Here is a 22,055-nt window from a genome sequence, read left to right as displayed (position 1 = left end):
TCAGACCTGGCCGAGCAGTTCCTCCGAGATGACGGGCTGGTGATAGGTGCAGGTCCCCGACCGCACCATCGACCCGTGCAGCCGCTCGGCGGGGATGAGCAGCTTGTCGCCCTCGTTCATGGGGATCATCTGGCCCACGTTGTTCCAGAAGTGCATCTGCCCGACCTCCACGACGACGAGCCGGTGGTCGTCGTGCACATGGGTGGTGGAGGTCTCCTCGTGGGACTCCACGAACGTCTCGAGGTCGACCTCGATGCCGTTCGCCACGATCAGCGCGTCGAGCTTCTCCGCCTTGTCCTTGTACTCGTCGAGCCGGTCCGCCCAGTCCAGCTGCACGGCGAGATCGCCGTCGGACACCGCGGCGAGACGCCGCGCGTCCTCGAAGCCGCGGTGGAAGGAGAGCGCACCGTCGGCGCCGAACCGCTCCACGAGCGGTCCGAGCAGCGCTCCGGTCAGTTCGGCGAGACCCTCACCGGTCAGCCGCGGCACACCGGTGAAGTACGCGGCGCCGTGCTCGCCGAACGCGTCCCGGAACACCTCGCCGTACGCGGTCGCGGTGACGGACTCGTCGAGGCGGTGGTGGACCCAGGCGCCCAGGAACTCGCCGAGGCGCGCGTGGTCGCGGGCCACCGAGTGCAGGTGGTTGGCCCCCGCCAGCGACGAGCCGAGCAGGAACTGCCAGTAGGCGTACGGCTCGGCGGACAGCTCCGCGCCGGTCAGCAGCGCCTCGTAGTGCGGCAGGCGGTCCGCGCGGTCGCGCAGGTCGTCCAGCAGCAGTCCGCGCAGCGCGGGGTGCGCGGTGCCGTAGTCGCCGAGCAGGCCACGGCCCACGGCGCTCTGGACGGCCGGTCGCGCCGCGGTCAGCTGCGCCAGGAGGTACGTCGCCGCGTCGGTGCGGTGACGGGTCGACCGCGCCACGTCGAGGGCCTTGCCGGGACGGGCCCGCCGCTCCTCAAGGACCCCCTGCACATGGCGGACGACGGCGTCGGTGCCGCCCTCGACCGGAGTGTGCTGCTCGCCGAGCCAGTGGAAGAGGTGGTGTTCGAGAACCCGGCCCGCCTGGAGTGCCAGGACGCGGTTCTCCACCGACCGGAAGGCCTCCGCGTCGTCGGCGCTGGGGTGTCCGGCACCACCGGCCGGCACGAACAGCAGGTCGGCGTCGTGCACGGTACGCAGCATCCGGTGGCCGAGGAGGGCGCTCAGCCGCAGCACGCGGTCGGCGGTCAGCGGCGTGCCGTAGTCGAGGAAACCCAGGTCGTGCGGACGGACCGGCCGCCGGAACGGGTTGTCCTCGTTGACCAGCTCTTCCGCCGTCGCACTGCGGAAAGGGGTATTCGCTGCGTATCGCCGGACAATTCCATTGGGGTCGTCCGGTGCGCTCTTGATACGCGAGACAGGGGACATGAATTCTTTCCCTTTCTTCGGCGCCGATGGTGGCGCACTGTTCGCGCGCGACCTCGAGCGGATATGAAGCTAACAACGGAACTTGGCGGGAGTCGTCCAACCAGGGGTGGAAACCCCGTCTACGACCCGCAGTTGAGAGTCCTGGGCAAGCCGCCGCCCCCGTGGTTATGGTGAGCGGGCCGGCCGACTTGTGAACCCGACCACGGCCGTGAATGGGGAGTGGACCGATGACCGAGACCGTGACCAGCCCGCCGCCCGGAAGTGAGGACGGGGGACGGCCATTGCGCGATTGGCTGGCCCGAAACCGTCGGGAGAACCCGGTGCTCTGGGACGAGGCCACGCGCTCCTGCCAGGTATTCGGCTTCGCCGAAACCCAGCAAATGCTGAAGGACCCGCAGACCTTCTCCTCCGACTTCGGCAGACTGGTGCCGCCGCCCACGGGGGAGGCCGCGACCACGGCCGACGGCCGTCCGGTGCCGAACCTGCTCGAGGGCCACCTGAGCGTCACCGATCCGCCGCGCCACAGCAAGCTGCGCAAGCTCGTCGCCCAGGCGCTCACACCGCGTGCCGTCCTCGCGCTCGAGGGGAAGATCACCGAGATCACCGCGGGTCTCCTCGACGCCATGGCGGGCCGCGACGAGGTCGACATGGTCACCGGATTCTTCAACCCGCTGCCCGTCACCGTCATCGCGGAACTGCTCGGCGTCCCGGCGTCGGACCACGCGATGTTCCGGGGCTGGGCCGACGACCTCGTCGCCGCCAACCACGACGCGAGCGCGGTCGACGCGGAGCGGCTGAAACTGCCCGAGAACATGAACGCGCTGCTGCTGGAGATGCAGGACTACATCCTCGACCACGCCGCCCACCGGCGCCGCACACCGTCCGACGACGTGCTCAGCCGGCTGGTGGCCGCCGAGGTGGACGGCGAACGCCTCAGCGAGTCCGAGGTGTTCACCATCACTCTCATGATGCTGCTCGCCGGACACATCAGCACTACCCTGCTCCTCGGCAACAGCCTGGTGTGTCTCGACGAGAACCCGGCCGCGCTCGCCGCCCTGCGCGAGGACCCGTCCGCCGTCCCCGGAGCACTGGAGGAGGTGCTGCGCCACAGCCCGCCCGCCCCGCTCGCGTACCGGCTGACCACGCGCGACACCACACTCGGCGGCGTGGACATCCCGGCGGACGTGATGGTGGCGTCCTGGGTGCTCTCGGCCAACCACGACGAGCGGCAGTTCACCGACCCCGAGACCTTCGACATCACCCGCAGCCCCAACCCGCACCTGTCCTTCGGCCACGGCGTCCACTTCTGCATCGGGGCCCCGCTGGGCCGGATGGAGGCGCGGATCGCGCTGGGAATGCTCCTGGCGCGGTGCGGTGAACTGCGCTTCGCCGAGCCGCCGGTGCCCTACACCTCGCCCACCGTTCTCGGCTCCAAGCGCATGGTGCTGTCGAGTCCGGTGGCCTGACCGGCGGAGACGCGTTCGCCGTCGCGGGACCGGAAGGGGCAGCGGGCCGCCTCGGCCTCCGGGGCGTCCGACGAGTCGGCGAGGAAGTACTGGCGCCACTCCCGGTTGTCCGGGTCGCCGTACGAGCCGAGTTCCTCGGACGCCTCGACGGCGTCGTAACGGCTGAGCCGCTTGCGGATGATGCGCCGCGCCGCGGCGCCGGGGGCCGTGTCGGCGCCCAGTTCCTCGAACACCCAGCGCGGCTGGAAGGTGATGAAGAAGACGGGGCTGTGCCGGCTGCGGCGCAGGACGTGCGCGGGGGTGTTGCAGACCACGAAGATCGGGGTGTCGCCGAAACTGAACTCCCACCACGGGTCGTCCGTGTCGCGGGGCACCTCAGCCGGCCACGGGCTCTCGTCCGTGTCGTGCAGATGCTGGAGCACCGACCAGAACTTCGCCCGGTACTCCTCCATCGTGCGGGTGCGGCCGTCCGGCCGGAAGAAGACGATCAGCGACGTCTCACGGCCCAGCTTCTGATACCCGGACAGGTACTCGGTGAGGGTGTCACCGAGCCCGTCCCAGGTGCTCCGGTCGTCAAGGGACTCCACGAAGCCGAAGCGCAGGCTGTCCCGCTTGGTCCCCGATACCGCGAAAGTGCAGGGGAATGGCGAACTGCTCGACAGGAGCGTCTCCTGCAATTCCCGAACGCATTCGGGACCCCACTCGGGTATTTCGCCGATGACGTTCTCTGCCATGTGAATTCACCCCGACGGTAGCTATTCCTTGCGCTGCCCTGGCCCCGGGCACCGATCGGCGAGGACGCTACCAGCGTTCTGTGGAGCGGGTCTTCCAACTCGGGTAGGCAATCCGCTCTGCAACCGGGTATGCAAGCAGCGGGTGTTCTGTAAACCGTGGGATGTAGTGCGTCGCTCGGCAGGCAATCGCCTTCCGGTGGGCAATGCCGATCGATAGCATGTGGCCATCTTCCGGTGGTGATACGGGCGTACCCGAACCGCCTTTCCGCATTCCAGTGGCCGATCGCAGGAATCCGCACTTCCGATGGCTTGCCGCTACGGGCACGCCATGGCCCCCAGAGAAGGAGAATCACATGCCCGCTCTCGACGCGCGGACTTCCGAAGCGGCGGCGGCCGCCGAGGAGCTGGAGCGCATCCTCTCCACCCACCCCGGTGTCGGGCACTGCACCGTCCTGACCGAAGAGGCGCCGGACGGCGTGCCGGTGCGCACGGCCTACGTGGTCCCGCGCCGCAACGACGTCGTCGAGGACGACGGTGCCGCACTCGGCCGACAGTACGTCGCCGAGTGGCAGGGCGTGTACGACCACGTCTACGCCCAGCCGACGTCCGACGACCCGACCTTCGACATCCGCGGCTGGCTGAGCAGTTACACCGGCGGCGAGCTGAGCGAGGACGACATGCGGGCCTGGCTGGACGGCACGGTGACCCGGATCAAGGGCCTCGGTGCGCGACGCCTCCTGGAAGTGGGCTGCGGCACGGGCCTGTTGCTGCACCGCCTGGCCCCGGGCACCGAGCGCTATCTGGCCAGCGACATCTCGGCGGGCGCGGTGGACCGCATCCGCGGTGCCTTCGGCGGCGAACTGCCGGAGGGCGTGGAGGTCTTCCAGGCGCCCGCCGACGACATGTCCGCGGTGCCTCCGCGCTCCGTCGACGGCTTCGTCGTGAACTCGGTGTCGCAGTACTTCCCGGACGAGGAGTATCTGGACCGGGTCGTGCGCCAGGCCGTGGAGGCGGTGGACGAAGGCGGGTTCCTGTTCATCGGGGACGTACGTTCGGCGGCGCTGAACCGGGCGTTCGGCGCGGGCCTCGAGCTGGCCCGCGCCCCGGAGCGGGCGCCGAGCGAGAAGGTGCAGGCGCTCGTCGAGCGCCGCTGCTGCACGGGCACCGAACTCATCATCGACCCCAGCTACTTCACCGCGCTCGTCGGCCGGCTGCCGCGCGTGGCGCACGTGGCGGTGCTGCTGCGGCGGGGAACGCGCCGCACGGAGATGAACCGTTTCCGCTACGACGTGGTGATCCGCCTCGACCGCCTGCCCGCCGGTGAGGCCGTGGTGCCCGAGTGGCGGCCCTGGGAGCGGGACCGCTGGGGCGCGGCGGAACTCCGCCGCCACTTGGAGGACGAACGTCCCGCCGTGCTGGGCCTGCTCGGTGTGCCCAACGCACGGGTGCTGGCCGACCACGTAGCGGCGGAACTCCTCTCGCGTCCCGACCGACCGGCCGTCGCGGGCGAGGTGCGCGCCCGGGCCGATGCCGAGTCCGGCCACGGCGTGGAGCCGGAGGAGATCTGGTCCCTCGGCGACGATCTGCCCTACGCGGTCCGTCTCAGCTGGGCGCGTTCGCTGCCCGACGGGGCCTTCGACGTGAGCCTGGTGCGTGTGGAGGGCGCGGCGGCGGCGCCGGAGGTCCGTTTCCTCGAGGAGCCGGCCCCGCGGCGACGGCCCGTCAACCGGCCGTGGTACGGGCGGGTGGAGAACCTGAACCCGGTCAAGTTGCGCGCCCATGTGCGCGCGCAGGGAGGCGAGTCCGTGCTGCCGGGGCGTTTCGTGCTGCTGGAGTCGCTGCCGGACGCCGACGACGGCGTGTCCGTCGAGGACGCGTTGCGCTCGATTCAATGGGCGTGATCCGGGCGTGGTTTAAGGGGCACTCGGTCCAACTTCGTGCCATATGCACGAGTTGGTCCGGCCCTGTGCCGCCTGTAAGGGGCAGGAAATTCCGTGGCTGAATAAGGGTACCCACAGATCGACGTGATAACAGTTTTCATATCGCAAAAGGTTAGTGAGCGCAGAGCTGGAGCGGAAGTGACACCTCCGGTGCCGACTCCCGTCGCCCCGACGGGAGGGAAAAACGCGCCAACATATAAGCGGAAGATTAAATTCCGTCAAAATTGTGTAAGCCTCACTTAGGCTGTGGCTCATAACAGCCCACGCTTTTTGTGCGTAGCAGGCGCACCGGCGGATGGATGACTTGTCTGATGGGGGAACTGGCGATGGGGTGCGTGAGTGCCATACACGCAGCGGACGGCCGCGAAGGACTGACGTCGGCGCGGTCCAGACCGGGCGCGCGCAACGGCCGTATCAAGTTGTTGCTCGGTGACGAGCAGCCCTTGGTGCGCCGCGGACTGCGCGCACTCTTCGAGAACGACCCGGCGTTCCGGGTCCAGGGCGAGGCGGCCAACGGGGCCTCGCTGTTGGAACTGGCCAACGCCCACCGGCCCGACATGGTGCTGATGGACGCCGACCTGCCGGGCCCCGATCTGCTCGACGTGGTCCGCCGGCTGGTCGGGGACCGTCTCGAGGGCAGCACGGGCGTGGTGCTCCTGGCCTCCGAGGGCGGACTGGCCGACGGGAGCGTGCTGGGAGCCGCCCGCGCGGGTGTGCGCGGCTTCCTCTTCAAGCGGGAGTCGTCCGAGATCGTCTCGGGTGTGCGGGACGTCGCCTGGGGCGGCGCGGCCATGAGCCCGGGCATCGTCGGCCAGGTGCTGAAGGCGCTGCGGCGCACCCACCGGCTCGACGCGCTCCGCCCCTCCGGTGAACTCGCCCTGCTCACACCCCGTGAGATGCAGATCTTCCAGCTCGTCGCCCAGGGGCTGACCAACCAGCAGATCGCCGATGTGCTGGTGCTCTCGGAGGCGACGGTCAAGTCCCACTTCAACCGCATCTGCCGCAAGCTCGCCCTGCGCAACCGGGTCGACGCGGTGATCCTCGCCTACGAGATGGGTGTCGCCGGCGCCGTCTCGGAACCCAGCCCCGCGGGCTGACGGCGCGGGGCGCCGGAGAGGGCGCCCCGCACCGCCGTCCACACCGCGGGCACCTCGTACCGACTACACCGAAGGCACGTCGTGCCGACGCGCCAGGCCCAGCACCCCGGTCACCTCTTCGATCACTTCAGAGAGCCGTTCGTGCAGGTAGAAGTGTCCGCCGGGAAAGACACGGGAGCTGAGACCGCCGTCGGTCACCTCGCCCCAGCGCAGCATGTCCCCGGGGCTCACCTGCGGGTCGTCGGTGCCGCAGAAGGCCGAGACCGGGGCGGATATCCGCGCTCCCGGATCGGGCCGGTACGTTTCGATCAGACGGTAGTCCGCCCGGATCCCGGGCAGGAAAAGGGACCGGAAGTCGGCACTGTCGAGGATGTCGCGCGACGTGCCGTCCATCGCCCGCAAGTCCTCGATGACGGCGTCGTCCGACAGGAGATGCACCGCGGACGACGGGGCGGCGTGCGGCGCGGGACGCCCCGACACACACAGGCGCGCGAGCCCGCCCGGACAGGCACGCTCGATCCGCCGGGCCACCTCGAAGGCCACCGCGGCACCCATGCTGTGCCCGAACAGCACCAGCGGCCGCTCCCGTGACACCGGCAGCGCCGCGGCGATCTCGTCCGCGAGCGCCTCGACGCTCGCCGCGGGCGGCTCCTCGAACCGGTCCTCGCGCCCGGGGTAGCGCACCGCCAGAACCTCCACCCGGGGTGCGAGTTCCCGGGCCCACCCCTGGTAGGAACTGGCGCCGCCGCCGGCGTGGGGGAAGCACACCAGACGCGGTGCTCCCGGCACCCCCGGATGACGGCGCACCCACCGCCCGGGATCTGTCTTTTCGGCCGTCATGCTCCGTCTCCCGCATGTCTTTTGGCTGCGGCGTCCCAAAGGGACATCGTCATTCGTCCGGCTCTCTCCGAGTAATTCCCGGCCGCCGGGGGAGCCGCGATCGTACATATCCTCCTGCCTATGGACAAGGCCGGGGATACGCCGGTACGCGAGGCGGAACCACAGTTGGAGGCGCCGATGGCTACCGGAGTTGGAAGACGGCCGCGCACCCCGCTGCTACGTTCGGTCCGGGCCGAGGGAGTCGGTTACCGGCACCATCGAAGAACAACGACTCCGGGAATTCCGGGAATGCCTGTCGGGGCATCCGGCCCACTGTTCCGCAGAGAGAAAACAGGGGACCCGCGCAGTGACGAGCACCGATGACCGCACCGAGATATCCCCCGATGAACAAAGGCGCGAACTCACCCGGCTGTTGCTGGCAGAGGCGGGACTCCGGCAACCGGATTCCGCCTTCGCCCCCGTCGCCGCCCACGAACAGGAGAACGGCACCGCCGGACCGGCGCCCGCGCCGCTGACCGCCGCCGAGGAACGCATGTGGTTCCTGCGTCATCTGCGGCCGGACGACATCGCGTACAACCTGTGCGGCGGGATACGCCTCACCGGTGCCCTCGACCCCGACGCCCTGACCGAAGCCGTCACCGGCCTGATCGCCGCCCATGACATCCTGCGCACCCTCTACCCGACCGGGGACGACGGAGCGCCGGTCCGGAAGGTCCTGCCCGCGCCGGACACGGTCCCGCTGGACCTGACCGATCTGGGCGCCCTGCCCGACGACGCACGCACGGACGCGGCGGACCGCGCCATCGAGCGGGAAGGGCGCAGGCCTTTCCGGCTCGACGTGGAGACGCCGCTGCGTCTGCGTGTCCTGCGCTTCACGCCGACCGACCACCTGCTCACCCTCACGGTCCACCACATCGCCTTCGACGACACCTCCTGGGGACGCGTCCTCGACGAGCTCGCCGCCCGCTACGCCGTGGCCGCCGTCGGCCACGGCGTAGAGCCCGCCCGCCCGTCCGTGCAGTACGCCGACGTCGCACGATGGGAACGCAAACAGCGCGACGGCGGCGCCTGGGACCGGCAACTGGACTACTGGAAGGGCCGCCTGGGGCAGCGCCCCGCCACCCTCGCCCTGCCCGCCGACCACCCACGCCCCGACGGCACCCCCGGCAGCGCCACGGACGGCGTCCGCCGCGACGCGCTGCTCGGCGCCGACGACAGCCGCGCCCTGCGCGAGCTGGCCCGCGCGAGCGGCGCCACGCTGTACACCGCCCTCCTCGCCGGCTACCAGGCCGTCCTGCACCGCTGGAGCGGCGAGAGCGACGTCGCCGTCGGTTCCCCCGTCGTCAACCGCGGCCGGACCGAGTTCGAGGACGTCGTCGGCAACTTCGGCAACACCGTGGTGCTCCGCACCGACCTCGCGGGCGCCCCGTCCTTCCGCGCGCTCCTCGCCCGTACCCGGGACGTCTGCGCCGACGCCTTCGCCCACCAGGACGTACCGTTCGACCGGGTCGTCGAGGCGCTGCGGCCCGCCGACGCGGTCGGTCAGGCCCCGCTGTTCGACGTGGTGTTCTCCTTCGTCACGGCACAGCCCCGGCGGGTGGACACCCCCACCGTGAGCTTCGCCGAGCATCCGCACCACAACGGCACCGCCCGCTTCCCCCTCGTCCTGGAGGTGCGGGAGTCCCCCCACGGGCTCGCCTTCGGGCTCACCGGCAGGGCCGACCTCTTCTCGGCGACGGCCCTGGACAGGATGCTCGGCCACCTCCTGACGTTCCTGCGGGACGCGGCAGCCCGCCCGGGCGTCCCGCTGAGCACCCTGCGGATCCTGACGGAAGCCGAGGAACACCGGGCGCTGACCGAGTGGAGCCGCTCGCGCGAGGACCCCGCCGAGGACCGCCCGCTGCACCGGCTGGTGGCGGAACAGGCGGCCCGCACCCCCGACCGCATCGCCGTCGTCGCGGGTGCCACCACCCTCACGTACCGCGAACTGGAGGACCGAGCCGATGAGTTGGCGGACCGGCTGCGAGCCGGAGGAGTGGGCCCCGAGCGCATCGTCGGCGTGCACCTGGCGCGCACACCTCAGCTGGTGGTGGCGCTCCTCGCGGTCCTGAAGGCAGGCGGCGCGTTCATGCCGCTGGAGCCGGACTGGCCCCCTCTGCGGCTGCGCTCCGTGGTCGAGAACAGCCGCCCCCTGCTGGTGCTGACGGACAGCCGGCACACCGCCGCGCCCCCACCGCTCGACGTACCCGTGCTGGACCTGGCACAGCCCCTGGCACCGCTCGACACCCCGGCCCCCTCCCGCGAACCCGCGATGGAGAACGTGGCCTACGTCATCCACACCTCCGGCTCCACCGGCACCCCCAAGGGTGTGATGATCCGTCACCAGGCCATCTCCAACCGCCTGGTGTGGCAGTCCGCGCTCCTCGGCATGAACGAGGACGACCGCGTCCTGCACAAGGCGCCCATGGGCTTCGACATCTCCGTGAACGAGATCTTCCTGCCCCTGGTCAACGGCGCCCGCCTCGTCCTCGCGGACCCCGGCGCCCACGGCGACGTCGGGTACCTGGCCGAACTGATCGAACGGGAACGGATCACCTTCCTCTACATCGTGGCCTCCATGCTGGAGGTCCTCCTCGAACGCGACGACATCAGCCGGTCCGCCCGCTCGATCCGCCACCTCTGGTGCGGCGGCGAGGCGCTCACCCCCGCGCTCTACCGGCGCTTCCGCGACCGCCTGGACGCCACCATGTACCACGGCTACGGTCCGGCGGAGACGACCATCGGGATCAGCTGCCAGGTCTTCGACGAGGACGAGGACGGCGCGGTCGTCACCCTCGGCAGGCCCAACCCCAACGCCCGCCTGTACGTGCTCGACCCCGGGCAGCAGCCCGTCCCCGTCGGCGTGGTGGGGGAGATCCACATCGGCGGCATGCCACTGGCCCGCGGCTACCTGAACGATCCGGCGCGCACCGCGGCGGCGTTCGTGCCGGACCCGTTCGGCGTCGAGCCCGGCGGACGGCTCTACCGGACCGGGGACCTGGCCCGCTACCGCGAGGACGGGCGCGTCGAGTTCATCGGCCGCGCCGACCACCAGGTCAAGGTCCGCGGCTTCCGCATCGAACTGGGCGAGGTGGAGGCCACCCTCGGCGCCCACCCGGACGTGCGCCGCGCCGTGGCACTGGTCCGCTCCTCGGCGCCGGGCGGCGACCGCATCGCCGTCTGGTGCGTACCCGAACGGCCCGTAACCGAGGGTGAGTTGCGCGAGTGGCTGACGGCCCGGCTGCCGCATTACGCGGTGCCCGGCGAACTGCACCTGCTGAGCGCCCTGCCGCTGACCGCGGCCGGCAAGACGGACCGCGCCGCCCTGCTCGCCCTGGAGCCGGCCCCCGCCCCCGCCGTAGCCGTCGTCCACCCCGAGAGCGACCTCGAGCGTGCGGTCGCCGCCGTATGGACCGAGCTGCTCGGCCGCACCGACATCGGCACCCGGCACAACTTCTTCGACGTGGGCGGGCACTCACTGCTGCTCGTGCGCGCGCAGACCCTGTACAGGCGCCGCCTGGGCAGGGACATCCCCCTGGTCGACCTGTACGACCACCCCACCGTGGCCGCACTCGCGGCCCACCTGTCCCGGGACCCGGACGACGGCGGAGATCCGGAGCTGGAGCGCGTACGGGCCCGGGCCCGGCGCCGCAAGCAGCGCGGAGGCCGAGGGGCGGCGGGCACGGCCGGGACCCACGAGGGCCCCGGTGAGAGGACGTGATGAGGACTGTGGACAACGCACTGGCATCCGGCGTCGAGACGCCCGACGAGGGACACGCCGACACGGACATCGCCGTCATCGGCATGGCGGGACGCTTCCCGGGCGCGCGCGACCTGACGGCCTTCTGGGACAACCTGACGGCGGGACGCGAGTCGGTCGCCCCGATCGGCGACGCCGAGTACCTCGCCGCGGGCGGCGACCCCACCCGGCTCGACGACCCCTACCTGGTCAAGATGGCCTCCGTCGTCGACGGCATCGACGAGTTCGACGCCGAGTACTTTGGCTACCCGCCCGCCGAGGCGGAACTGCTCGACCCGCAGCAGCGGCTCTTCCTCGAATGCGCGCACCACGTCCTGGAACACGCGGGCTACGGACCGGGCACCACCCGGGGACCGGTCGGGGTGTACGCGGGAGCCCAGCAGAGCCGTTACTACCTGGACCACGTCCACCCCCGCGTCCGCGCGGGCGACAGCCTCGCCCAGCACCACGCGCAGCTCGGCAACGTCACCAGCACGCTCGCCACCCGCGTCTCCTACGAACTCGGCCTGACCGGCCCCAGCCTCTCTGTGCAGACCGCCTGCTCCACCTCGCTCGTAGCGGTGCACCTCGCCTGCCAGGACCTGCTGGACGAGCGCTGCGACGCGGCACTGGCCGGCGGCGTCTCCCTCAACCCGGCCCTGCGCCAGGGCTACCGCTACGTACAGGACGGACCGTTCTCCCGGGACGGCCACTGCCGCCCCTTCGACGCCGACGCCACCGGCATGCTCGGCGGCGAAGGAGTGGGCGCCGTCCTCCTCAAGCGGCTGGCCGACGCCCTCGCCGACGGCGACCACATCCACGCCGTCATCAAGGGCACCGCGATCAACAACGACGGCGACCGCAAAGTGGGCTTCGCCGCCCCCAGCGTCGCCGGTCAGGCCGAAGTGCTCGTCACCGCCCGGACCCTGGCCGGAGTGGACGCCGACACCATCGGCCTCATCGAGGCGCACGGCACCGGCACACCGGTCGGCGACCCCATCGAAGTGGCCGCCCTGACCCGGGCGTTCGCGCTCGACACCGATCGCACCGGTTTCTGCGCGCTCGGCTCGGTCAAGAGCAACATCGGCCACCTGGACGCCGCGGCGGGCATCGCCGGACTGATCAAGGCCGTCCTCGCCCTGGAACACCGCACGGTGCCGCCCAGCCTGAACTTCCATGCGCCCAACCCGCACCTGTCGCTCGAGGCGACCCCCTTCTACGTACCGACCACCACCCGGCCCTGGCCCAGCCCGCCCCACCCCCGGCGCGCCGGCGTCAGCTCCCTGGGGATCGGCGGCACCAACGCCCACGTCGTCCTCGAGGAAGCGCCCGCCCCCGCGCCCCGCGCCGAGGACACCGCCGAACACCTGCTCGTCCTCTCGGCCCGCACCCCCGAAGCCCTCGACGAGCTCGGGCAACGGCTCGGCGAGCGCCTGCGGGACGAACCGGCACTCGCCCTGGCCGACGTGGCGCACACCCTGCGCTCCGGCCGCCGCGCCCACCCCCACCGGCGCGCCGTCGTCGCCCGCGACACCCTCGAAGCCGCCCGCGCGCTCGCCCCGGGCGGCCCGTCCCACCGGGCGGCCGCCGGACGCCCCGTGGTCTTCCTCTTCCCCGGCGCCGGATCCCAGCACCTCGGCATGGGCCGGGACCTGTACGAGCGCGAACCCGTCTTCCGCGAACAGATCGACCGCTGCGCCGAGATCCTCCGCCCGCACCTGCCCACCGACCTGCGGCGGATGCTGTACGAGGAGGAGCCCGCGACCGGCGGCGTCTTCCCGGCCCTGGTGGCGACCGAGTACGCACTGGCCCGCCTCGTGATGTCCTGGGGCCTGCGCCCCACCGCGCTGCTCGGGCACAGCCTCGGCGAGTACACCGCGGCCTGCGTGGTCGGCGTACTGCGCCTGGAAGAAGCCCTGCCGCTGGTCGTGCGGCGGGAGGAACTCTTCGAACGTGCCGCGGGAAGCGGCGGGATGATGGGCGTCGCGCTCGACGAGGCCGAGGCGGTCCTGCTCGACCCCGAGCTGTCGCTCGCCGCGGTCAACGGACCTGGCGCGTGCGTGGTCGCGGGCCCCGAGGAGGCGCTGGCCCGCGCCGGACAACGGCTGACGGAGCAGGGCATCGACCACCGGCGCGTCCGTTTCGGGGCCGCCGCCCACTCCGCCCTGCTCGACCCGGTCCTCGACACCTACGCCCAGGCGCTGGGCACCGTCTCCCTCCACGCCCCCGACATCCCGTACGTCTCCAACCTCACCGGCACCTGGGTCACCCCCCAACAGGCCACGGACCCGGCCGCCTGGGTACGCCACACCCGCGAGCCGGTGCGGTTCTCCGACGGGCTGCGCACCCTGCTCGCCGAGGGCGACCCGCTCGTCCTCGAGGTCGGCCCCGGCCGCGCCCTCGCCACTCTGGCCAGAGGACAGGCGGGACCCGACACGCCGGTGCTGCCGCTGATGCGCCACCCGCGGGCCCAGGAGCCGGACCGGCGCGCCCTGCTCCAAGCCGTGGGGGACGCCTGGAGCCACGGCGCGGACGTCGTCTGGGACGCCCTGCCCATCGGGCCGGCCCCCCGCCGCGTCCCCCTGCCCGGCTATCCCTTCGCCCGCACCCGGCACTGGATCGACGTCCAGCCGCCCGCCGCTCCGCAGGCGGCACGGTTCCCGGCCGCCCTCTCCGCGCACCTGGACTGGATGACCGTCACCGCACAACAGCTCGGCGCCGAGCACGCCGCCCGCAGGCTGCCCGCCGAACTCACCCGGAGCCTCGACGCCCTGGCCGCGGCCCACGTCTGCGCGCTGCTGCGCCGGGCCGGCCTCCCCACCGCCCCCGGCGCCACCGTCGAACGCGCCGACGTCCACGCGGCGTTCCGCACCGTCCCGGCCTACCAGCCGCTCGTGGACGCCCTGCTGGGCCTGCTCGTCGACGACGGCCTCCTGACCGACGACGCGGGCACGCTGCGTTTCACGCCGGCCGTCGCCGCCGTGGGCGACCCGGACGTACTCACCGCCGCCCTCGTGCGAGCCCACCCCGACCAGGCCGAGGACCTCGCCTACCTCGACCACTGCGTACGCCACTACCCCCAGGTCCTGTCAGGGGAGCTGGCCGGCACCGAAGTGCTGCTGCCCGAGGGGAGCGACGAGCGCCAGCGGGCCCTGATCGACCGCCGGCTGGCCTACAGCGACATCCCGCTCTACCGCAGGCTCATCGCCCGAACGGTCGCCAGACTGGCCGCCGAGTCGGGCGGGCGGCCCCTGCGCATCCTGGAGATCGGCGCCGGACGCGGCTACCTCACCTGGGACGTCGCCGAAGAGCTGCGAACACTGCCGGACGTCGAGTACCACTTCACCGACCTGGGCCGCTCCTTCGTCCTGGAAGGACAGCGCCAGGCACAGGAACGAGGGCTGACGGGGATGGAGTTCGGCGTCCTCGACATCACCCGCGATCCGGCGCCCCAGGGCTACCCGGCAGGCTCCTTCGACCTGGTCCTCGCCTTCAACGTGCTGCACGCCACCCCCGACCTGCGCCGGGCCGTGCGCCACGCCGCGGGTCTCCTCGTCCCCGACGGAGTGATGATGCTCCTCGAGGCGTCCCGGCAGCAGCGCTGGTCGCTGATGACCACGGGCCTGTACGAAGGCTGGTGGTACTTCGACGACGACCTGCGCGAGGGCTCCCCGCTGGTCGGCAAGGCGGTGTGGCAGGACCTGCTGAGCTCCGAGGGCCTCACCGACGTCACCGCCTTCCCCCGCTCCGGCACGGACGACGCGGGCGACCACACCCTGGTCGTCGCCCGCCGCACCACCGCCACCCGCGCCGACGACAGGCCCGCCGCCCCCCGGACCGCCGCCGTCGGCCGCTCCTTCAACCGGCGCCCCGAGCTGTCCGTGGCCCACACCGCACCGACCACCCCGCGCGAGAAGGAGGTCGTCGCGGTCTGGGAAGAGGTGCTCGGCATCGACGGCATCGGCATCCACGACAACTTCTTCGACCTGGGCGGCGAGTCGCTCCTGGCCATGCAGCTGATGGCGCGGCTGCGCGACCGGTGCGGCGTCGAACTGTCGCTGCGCCGCATCTTCGACGCCCCCACCGTCGCCGACCTCGTCCTCCTCCTGGAGCAGGCGGTGCCTGCCACCGCGGGCCGCATCCGCCGCAGCGCCCGCCGGAGCCTGCCGACGGCCGCGGCTCCCCCGCCCGCCCAGGGCGACCCTTCCGAGCAGCACGCCAAGACCGAGACGGAGTAGCCGTGTCCCTGGCCGAGCACCCCGAGCCCACCACCCATGCCGACGCCGGACCGCTGCGCTTCCCCGCCTCGTACGCCCAGCAGCGCATGTGGTTCTTCCACCAACTCCAGCGGGACAACCCGTACTACAACATCCCGCTCGCCCTGCGGTGGTCCGGCCGGGTCGACATCGCGGCGCTGCGCTCCGCCCTGGCACAGGTGGTGGCGCGCCACGAGATCCTGCGCACCACCTTCGCCACCGAGAACGGCGAACCGCTCCAGGTCGTGGCCCCCTCGGGGGTGGTGGCCCTGGAAACCGCGGAACTGCCGCCCGAGCAGGAGCGGCAGTGGGCCCTCGACTGGGTGGACCGGCCCTTCGACCTGACCCGCGGACCACTGCTGCGGGCCGCGCTCGTCACCACAGGACCAGAGCGGCACCTGCTGGTCCTGTGCCAGCACCACATCGTCACCGACGGCTGGTCCCTCAACCTCCTGACCCGGGAGCTGACCGCCTTCTACCGCGAACACCTCACCGGTGAGCCCACCGGGCTGCCGGAGCTCGACATCCAGTACGCCGACTTCGCCGAGTGGCAGCGAGACCGCCTCGAAGGACCCGAACTCGAACGCCAACTGGCCTACTGGCGCACCCAGCTGGCCGGCGACCTGCCGACCCTGGACCTGCCCGCCGACCGCCCGCGCCCCGACGAACAGGCCTTCCGTGGCGCCCGCGTCGATCTCACCCTGCCCGCCGACCTGACCGAGGCGCTCACCGCGCTCGGCCGGACCCACCGGGCCACCCTGTTCATGACCCTGTTCGCGGGGGTCGCCGCACTGCTGCACCGCTACACCGGACAGGACGACGTACTGATCGGCTCCCCGGTGGCGGGCCGCGAACAGGTCGAGACCGAAGCCCTGCTGGGCCTGTTCGTCAACACCCTCGTGCTGCGCGCCGACCTGGACGGCGACCCCTCGTTCGCCCAACTGCTCGACCGCGTACGGCAGATGTGCACCGACGCCTTCGCCCACCAGGACGTACCGCTCGACAAGCTGGTGGAGGACATCCAGCCGGAGCGCGACGCGAGCCGCACCCCGCTGTTCCAGACCCTCTTCGCGCTGCAGAGCGGACCGGACACCGAACGCGCCCTGCCCGGAGCGCAGTTGCGCGCCGAGGCGCTGCCGCGCGCGTCCACCCGGTTCGACCTCGAATTCCACCTGTGGCTCGACGCGGGACAGCTGCGCGGCACCATCGTGTACAGCACCGACCTCTTCGACGAAGCGACGGTACGCGGCCTGACCGGCCACCTGCGCCGCCTCCTGGCCGAAGCGGTCCGTACCCCCGAACGCCCCGTGGCGGACCTGCCGCTGGACGACGCGGAGACTCTCCCCACCCCGGCCCCCCTCGCACCCGACACGATCCCGGCACGCCTCACCGCGCAGACCCTCCGTACCCCGCACGCCACCGCCCTGACGACCGACACCGACCGGTACGACTACGCGGACCTCGCCGCACGCGTCGAGGCCGCCGCCGAGCGGCTCCACGCCCACGGGGTGCGCCACGGACAGCGTGTCGCCCTGTGCCTGCCGCCCGGGCCCACCTCCGTGACGACGGCACTCGCCCTGCTGCGACTCGGCGCGGTCTGGGTCCCCCTCGACCCCGCCCTGCCCGAGGCAGCGGCGCACGCCTTCCTCGCCGACAGCGAGGCACGGCTGCTGCTCACCAGCGGCGCGCCGCCCTGGCCGCCCACCCTGCCCACGCTGGACCTCGCCGACCTGCCGACCGCCGAGGACGCCGGCGCACCGCAGTCCCCGCCCGTACGGCCCGGCGACCCGGCCGTCGTCGTCCACGGCGACCACGGGCCCGTCCCGGTGACCCACGCCGAACTCTGCGACACCGCCGACTGGTTGCAGCGGCGCACCCCGCTCACCGCCGACGACACCGTGCTGCACCACCGGCCGGACGCGCTGCTCTCCGCCGTCCACGCCCTGCTGTGGCCCCTGCTGCACGGCGCGTCCGTGCACCCGGCCCCGTCGGCCGAGCACTCCCCGGCGACCGTCGCGTTCCTGCCGCCCACGGCCCTGGCCACCGGTCCCGCCACCGGACCCGCACGCCCACGCCTGGTGCTCAGCGACGGCGGCCGACTGACCGCCCGCCTCGCCGACCGGTTCCACGCCGACAGCGACGCCGAGCTGCACCGCCTGTGGCCGCTCCCCGAAGCCGGTGGCTACGCCGCCGCCCTGCACTGCACACCGGGCCTGACCGACCAGGACCTGAGCAGCGGAGATCCGGGCAACCGCCCGGTCGTCCCCGTCGACGCCCGCCACCGCCCGCTCGCGACCGGCATCCCCGGCCCCCTCCACGCCCCCGGCGCCCGGCAGTCCGTCTCCTGGCGCGGCCGCCTGCTGCCCACCGGCCGTCTCTCCCTCGACGACACCGCCGACCGGCTGCGCCGCGACGGCCGCAGCGCCGCGCCCGCCGACATCGAGAACGCGCTGCTGCGCGAGGAGTCGCTCACCGCCTGCACCGTGCTGCCCCTGACCACCACCGAAGGGGTCGAGGAACTCGTCGCGTACGTGGTGCCCGCCGGCCCCTTCCATCCCGCCCGGCTGCGCGCCCACGCGGCGGCGCTGCTGCCCGCCGCACTGGTCCCCAGCGCCTACGTCGCGGTCACCTCCCTGCCCCGTACCCGCGGTGGACACCTGGACGAACCCGCCCTGCGGGCCCTGCCGGTGCTCGACGAGGAACTGATCCGCCGGTGGGAGGACGCCCTGCCCTCGGCGAAGGTCACCCTGACCGAGGACGCCGCCGCGAACCCCCGGGACCGCGTCCACACCGACGTCCCCGGGCCGCCCACCGACCACCCCGCGGACGGGGAGGGCCCCGCCCGGCCCGCCGGCTCCGCCGCCGCCCACGCGGCACCCGGCGCGGACACCCGCCCCGCCCTGTACACCGGCCCCGGCAGCGCGGTACCGGACGTGGCGACGCTCCCCGAGGCACTGCGCCGTGCCGCCGCCACCGCCGAGGGCGGCATCCTGCTCCTCGACCACCAGGGAGAGGCGCGCGAACTGGACTACGCGGCGCTCGCCGACGACGCCGGACGGGTGCTCGGCGGACTGCAGGCCGCCGGCCTGACCGCCGGTGACCGTGCCCTCCTGCAATGCCCCGACCACCGGGACTTCCTCGTCGCGTTCTGGGCCTGCGTGCTCGGCGGCATCGTGCCCGTACCGCTGGCACCCGTCTCACCGGCGCAGGACGGCCCCGCCGTCGACCGCCTCGCGGGAGCCCTGGAGCTGCTGGACGCGCCGATCGTCCTGACCGACGCCACGACCGCCGCCGCACTCGAAGAGGCCGCCGCCCGCCGCTCCTGGACCACTCCGGTACGCGTCGGCGTCCTGGACGAACTGCGCACCGAGGGCCCCGGCACCCCGCACCCCGCGGACCCCGACGACGTGGCGCTGCTGCTGCTCACCTCGGGCAGCACCGGCGCCCCCAAGGCCGTCGCCCTGCGCCACCGCAACGTCCTCGCCCGCTCCGCGGCCACCGGCGCCGCCAACGGCTTCGGACCCGCGGAGGTGTCCTTCAACTGGATGCCTCTGGACCACGTCGGCGGCATCGTGATGTTCCACGTCCGGGACGTCTACCTCGGCTGCCGTCAGATCCACGCGCCCACGGCGTGGATCCTCCAGGAGCCGCTGCGCTGGCTGGAGGCGGTCGACACCCACCGGGTGACGCTGACCTGGGCGCCCAACTTCGCGTTCGGCCTCGTCAACGACCGGGTGGCACAAGCCGCAGGGGCGGCCTGGGACCTGTCGTGCCTGCGGTTCATCCAGAACGCGGGCGAAGCCATCATGCCCCGCGTCGCCCGCAGGTTCCTGTCCGCGCTCGCCCCCCACGGCCTGCCCGCCACCGCCATGCGCCCCTCCTGGGGGATGTCCGAGACGTCGTCGGCCGTCACGTACTCCGACGCCTTCACCCTCGACTCCACCAGCGACGACGCCCCCTTCACCGAGGTCGGCCGGCCGCTTCCCGGCACCACCCTGCGCATCGCCGACGAGCAGGAGCGCACCCTGCCCGAGGGGGTACCGGGGCGCCTGCTGGTGAAGGGGCCCACGGTCACGTCGGGCTACCACGACAACCCGGACGCCAATCGGTCCGCGTTCACCCACGACGGCTGGTTCGACACGGGCGATCTGGGTGTGCTCCGCGACGGCGCCCTCACGATCACCGGACGTGCCAAGGACGTCCTCATCATCAACGGCGTCAACCACTACTGCCACGAGATCGAGTCCGTGGTGGAGGAACTCGACAGCGTCGAGAACTCCTTCACGGCGGCGTGCGCGGTCCGTGACCCCGGCGCCACCACCGACGGGCTCGTGCTCTTCGTCCACCTGCGGGGCGGCCCGGCCGACCCGGCGGAGACCATCCGCGAGATCCGCTCCCACCTCGTGCGCCGTACCGGCCTGAACCCCCGCCACGTGCTGCCCGTGGAGCGCGAGGACATTCCCAAGACCGAGATCGGCAAGATCCAGCGGTCCAAGCTGCGCGACCGCTTCCACGCGGGGGACTTCACCGAGCTGATCCGCGCCACCGACCTCGCCCTGGGCAACGAGCGGACCCTGCCCAACTGGTTCCACGAGCGCCGCTGGACCCCCGCCCGCCCCCAGCAGGGCCCCCGTTCCGACGCCACGGTGCTGGTGCTCGCCGACCAACTGGGCCTGGCAGAAGCCCTGTTGGCCCGGTTCGGTGCGGATGGGCGCCGCGCCGCCCGCGTCGACCTCGGCGAGGACCGCGCCCGGCTCGCCGCGGGCCACTACCGCATACGCCCGGACCACCGCGACGACCACGACTGGCTCTTCGACACGCTCGACGCCGACGGACTCACCCCCGGCGAGATCGTGGACCTCTCCACCTACGCGCCGCCGGCCACGGGCGAGGCGGACCGGCCCGTGCCCGCCGCCACCGCCTGCCTCGTCCACCTCGTGCAGGCCCTCGACGCCCACCGCGACGAGGACGGTGGCGACCGCACCCTGCGCGTCGCGGGGCGCCACACCCAGCACGCGGTACCCGGGGACCGCCCCGACAGCGACCGGGCGGCCCGCCTGGCGCTGCTCGTCAGCCTCCTCCAGGAGATCCCCTGGCTCACCGGCTCCCACCTCGACCTGCCAGGCGACGGCACCCCCGGCGCCGATCTGCCGCACCTGCTGGCCGAACTGACCGCCCGCCCCGGTGAGCCGGAGGCCGCCGTACGCGCGGGACGCCGCCTCGCCCCGCGCCTCGCCCAACTGCCGGGCATCCCCGCGGAATCGGGGCCCCCGCTGCGGCAGCAAGGGGTGTACGTCGTCACCGGCGGTCTCGGAGGGCTCGGCGCCGAGATCTGCGCGCACCTGCTCGACGCCTACGACGCCCGGCTGCTGATCCTCGGCCGCACCCCGCTGCCGCAGGACGCCGGGACGACGGCCGACGATGCCGTGGCCGACGATCCCGTGACCGACGATCCCGTGACCGGCGCACGCGTGGAAACCCTGCGGGCGCTGCGGGCCCGTGGCGGCGACGTCCTGTACGCCGCGGCCGACGTCTGCGACGCCGACCGGACGCGTGCCGCCCTGGACCTGGCACGGGCGCGCTGGTCACGCGAGCCCGACGCCGTGCTCCACCTCGCGGGCAGCTTCCGCCAGCAGCCGTTCCTCACCCAGAGCGTCGACGAACTCGCCGAAGTGCTCGCGCCCAAGACCACCGGCACGCAGGTCCTCCTCGACTGTCTCGCCGACAGAGGCAAGGAGTGCGTCCTGATCGGCTTCTCCTCCGTCAACGGCGCGCTCGGCGCGGCGCTGGCCAGCGGGTACGCGGCCGCCAACGCCCACCTGGACGCCAGGGCCCACCGATCGGCGGACCTCCGCGTCCGCAGTCTCGCCTGGAGCCTGTGGGAGGAGACCGGCATGAGCCGGGGCCGCCATCTCACCGAACCCAGCCGTGCCCGCGGTTACCACCCCATCGGCCGCGGCGAGGGACTGCGCGCCTTCCTGCACGCCCTGCGGCACGACCGCCCGCACGTACTGATCGGCCTGGACGCGTCCAAGCCGTTCATCCGCAGCCGTCTCGACGCACCCGCGCGACTCGTCCATCGCCTGAGCGCCCACACCCCGGCGCCGCCGGCACAACATCCGGCCACCCTGTCCGACCGCTACGGCCACTCGACGAGCTGCGTCCTCTCCGACGCCGGGGGAGAGGCGCCGTCCGGCGGAGCCGGCGCTCCGGCCGGCCCCACGCAGGAACTGGTCGTCCGCACCTGGCGCGACGTCCTGCACCTGGACCGCGTGGGTCCGCACGACAACTTCTTCGACCTCGGCGGGCACTCGCTCCACCTCGCCCGCGTGCACAACCTCCTGGAGGCGGCCCTGGAACGCGAGTTCTCGATGGTCGATCTCTTCCGCCACCCCACCGTCACGAGCCTCGCGGCCTTCCTGGAGACCCCCGCGACACTACCCCCCACCCGAGCCGCGGCCCAGGCCCGCGCCGACCGCCGCCAGTCCGCCCGAAGCCGCCGTCGCGCCCGCTGATCTCTCCATAGGCGGTCAGGCGGTC

At 72.6% G+C, this 22,055-nt stretch carries 9 protein-coding genes; 6 read left to right on the top strand and 3 right to left on the bottom strand.

Annotation, left to right across the window (positions count from 1 at the left end; all coding sequences use genetic code 11):
* Positions 1-1,404 (bottom strand): cupin domain-containing protein, encoded by a 1,404-nt coding sequence (locus tag AC07DO_RS07790; RefSeq protein ID WP_479057762.1) that lies wholly within the window; start codon positions 1,402-1,404, stop codon positions 1-3.
* A 227-nt stretch (positions 1,405-1,631) separates the two neighbouring features.
* On the opposite strand from AC07DO_RS07790, the gene AC07DO_RS07785 reads away from it, so the two are divergent.
* A complete protein-coding gene (locus AC07DO_RS07785; protein WP_479057761.1) occupies positions 1,632-2,870 on the top strand; it encodes a cytochrome P450 in 1,239 nt (412 codons plus the stop codon).
* Here the strand turns inward: AC07DO_RS07785 and AC07DO_RS07780 are convergent.
* Complete coding sequence (locus AC07DO_RS07780; protein WP_479057760.1) at positions 2,810-3,604, bottom strand: YqcI/YcgG family protein; 795 nt, start codon at positions 3,602-3,604, stop codon at positions 2,810-2,812. The two genes, AC07DO_RS07785 and AC07DO_RS07780, sit on opposite strands and share 61 nt — an antisense overlap.
* 353 nt (positions 3,605-3,957) lie before the next feature.
* Here AC07DO_RS07780 and AC07DO_RS07775 point away from each other — a divergent pair, with 353 nt between their 5' ends.
* Positions 3,958-5,505: a class I SAM-dependent methyltransferase gene (locus AC07DO_RS07775; RefSeq protein ID WP_479057759.1), complete on the top strand. Its 1,548-nt coding sequence runs from the start codon at positions 3,958-3,960 to the stop codon at positions 5,503-5,505.
* Positions 5,506-5,879: 374 nt separating this feature from the next.
* Complete coding sequence (locus AC07DO_RS07770; RefSeq protein WP_479057758.1) at positions 5,880-6,641, top strand: LuxR C-terminal-related transcriptional regulator; 762 nt, start codon at positions 5,880-5,882, stop codon at positions 6,639-6,641.
* A gap of 63 nt (positions 6,642-6,704) precedes the next feature.
* On the opposite strand, the gene AC07DO_RS07765 is transcribed toward AC07DO_RS07770, so the two are convergent.
* Complete coding sequence (locus AC07DO_RS07765; RefSeq protein WP_479057757.1) at positions 6,705-7,481, bottom strand: thioesterase II family protein; 777 nt, start codon at positions 7,479-7,481, stop codon at positions 6,705-6,707.
* 346 nt (positions 7,482-7,827) lie between these two features.
* Here AC07DO_RS07765 and AC07DO_RS07760 point away from each other — a divergent pair, with 346 nt between their 5' ends.
* From AC07DO_RS07760 to AC07DO_RS07750, 3 genes are read left to right on the top strand one after another with little or no spacing between them, the layout of a single operon-like run.
* The gene (locus tag AC07DO_RS07760; RefSeq protein ID WP_479057756.1) at positions 7,828-11,241 is read left to right on the top strand and encodes a non-ribosomal peptide synthetase; all 3,414 of its coding nucleotides are present in this window, start codon (positions 7,828-7,830) and stop codon (positions 11,239-11,241) included.
* Positions 11,241-15,497 carry a type I polyketide synthase gene (locus AC07DO_RS07755; RefSeq protein WP_479057755.1) on the top strand — a complete coding sequence of 1,419 codons (4,257 nt, stop codon included), beginning with the start codon at positions 11,241-11,243 and terminating at the stop codon, positions 15,495-15,497. The genes AC07DO_RS07760 and AC07DO_RS07755 overlap by 1 nt, the downstream gene beginning before the upstream one ends.
* Before the next feature lie 2 nt (positions 15,498-15,499).
* Positions 15,500-22,030 (top strand): condensation domain-containing protein, encoded by a 6,531-nt coding sequence (locus AC07DO_RS07750; RefSeq protein WP_479057754.1) that lies wholly within the window; start codon positions 15,500-15,502, stop codon positions 22,028-22,030.
* Positions 22,031-22,055 lie beyond the last annotated feature (25 nt).

Source organism: Streptomyces sp. NPDC045678, assembly GCF_056432085.1.
Note: the sequence above shows the minus strand (reverse complement) of the source record. Positions and strands in the feature narration are given on the sequence as shown.

Bases quoted from the DNA above. Each gene is read 5' to 3' on its own strand.
- AC07DO_RS07775 (WP_479057759.1), top strand. From the start codon at position 3,958: ATGCCCGCTCTCGACGCGCGGACTTCCGAAGCGGCGGCGGCCGCCGAG.
- AC07DO_RS07790 (WP_479057762.1), bottom strand. From the start codon at position 1,404: ATGTCCCCTGTCTCGCGTATCAAGAGCGCACCGGACGACCCCAATGGA.
- AC07DO_RS07780 (WP_479057760.1), bottom strand. From the start codon at position 3,604: ATGGCAGAGAACGTCATCGGCGAAATACCCGAGTGGGGTCCCGAATGC.
- AC07DO_RS07785 (WP_479057761.1), top strand. From the start codon at position 1,632: ATGACCGAGACCGTGACCAGCCCGCCGCCCGGAAGTGAGGACGGGGGA.
- AC07DO_RS07755 (WP_479057755.1), top strand. From the start codon at position 11,241: ATGAGGACTGTGGACAACGCACTGGCATCCGGCGTCGAGACGCCCGAC.
- AC07DO_RS07765 (WP_479057757.1), bottom strand. From the start codon at position 7,481: ATGACGGCCGAAAAGACAGATCCCGGGCGGTGGGTGCGCCGTCATCCG.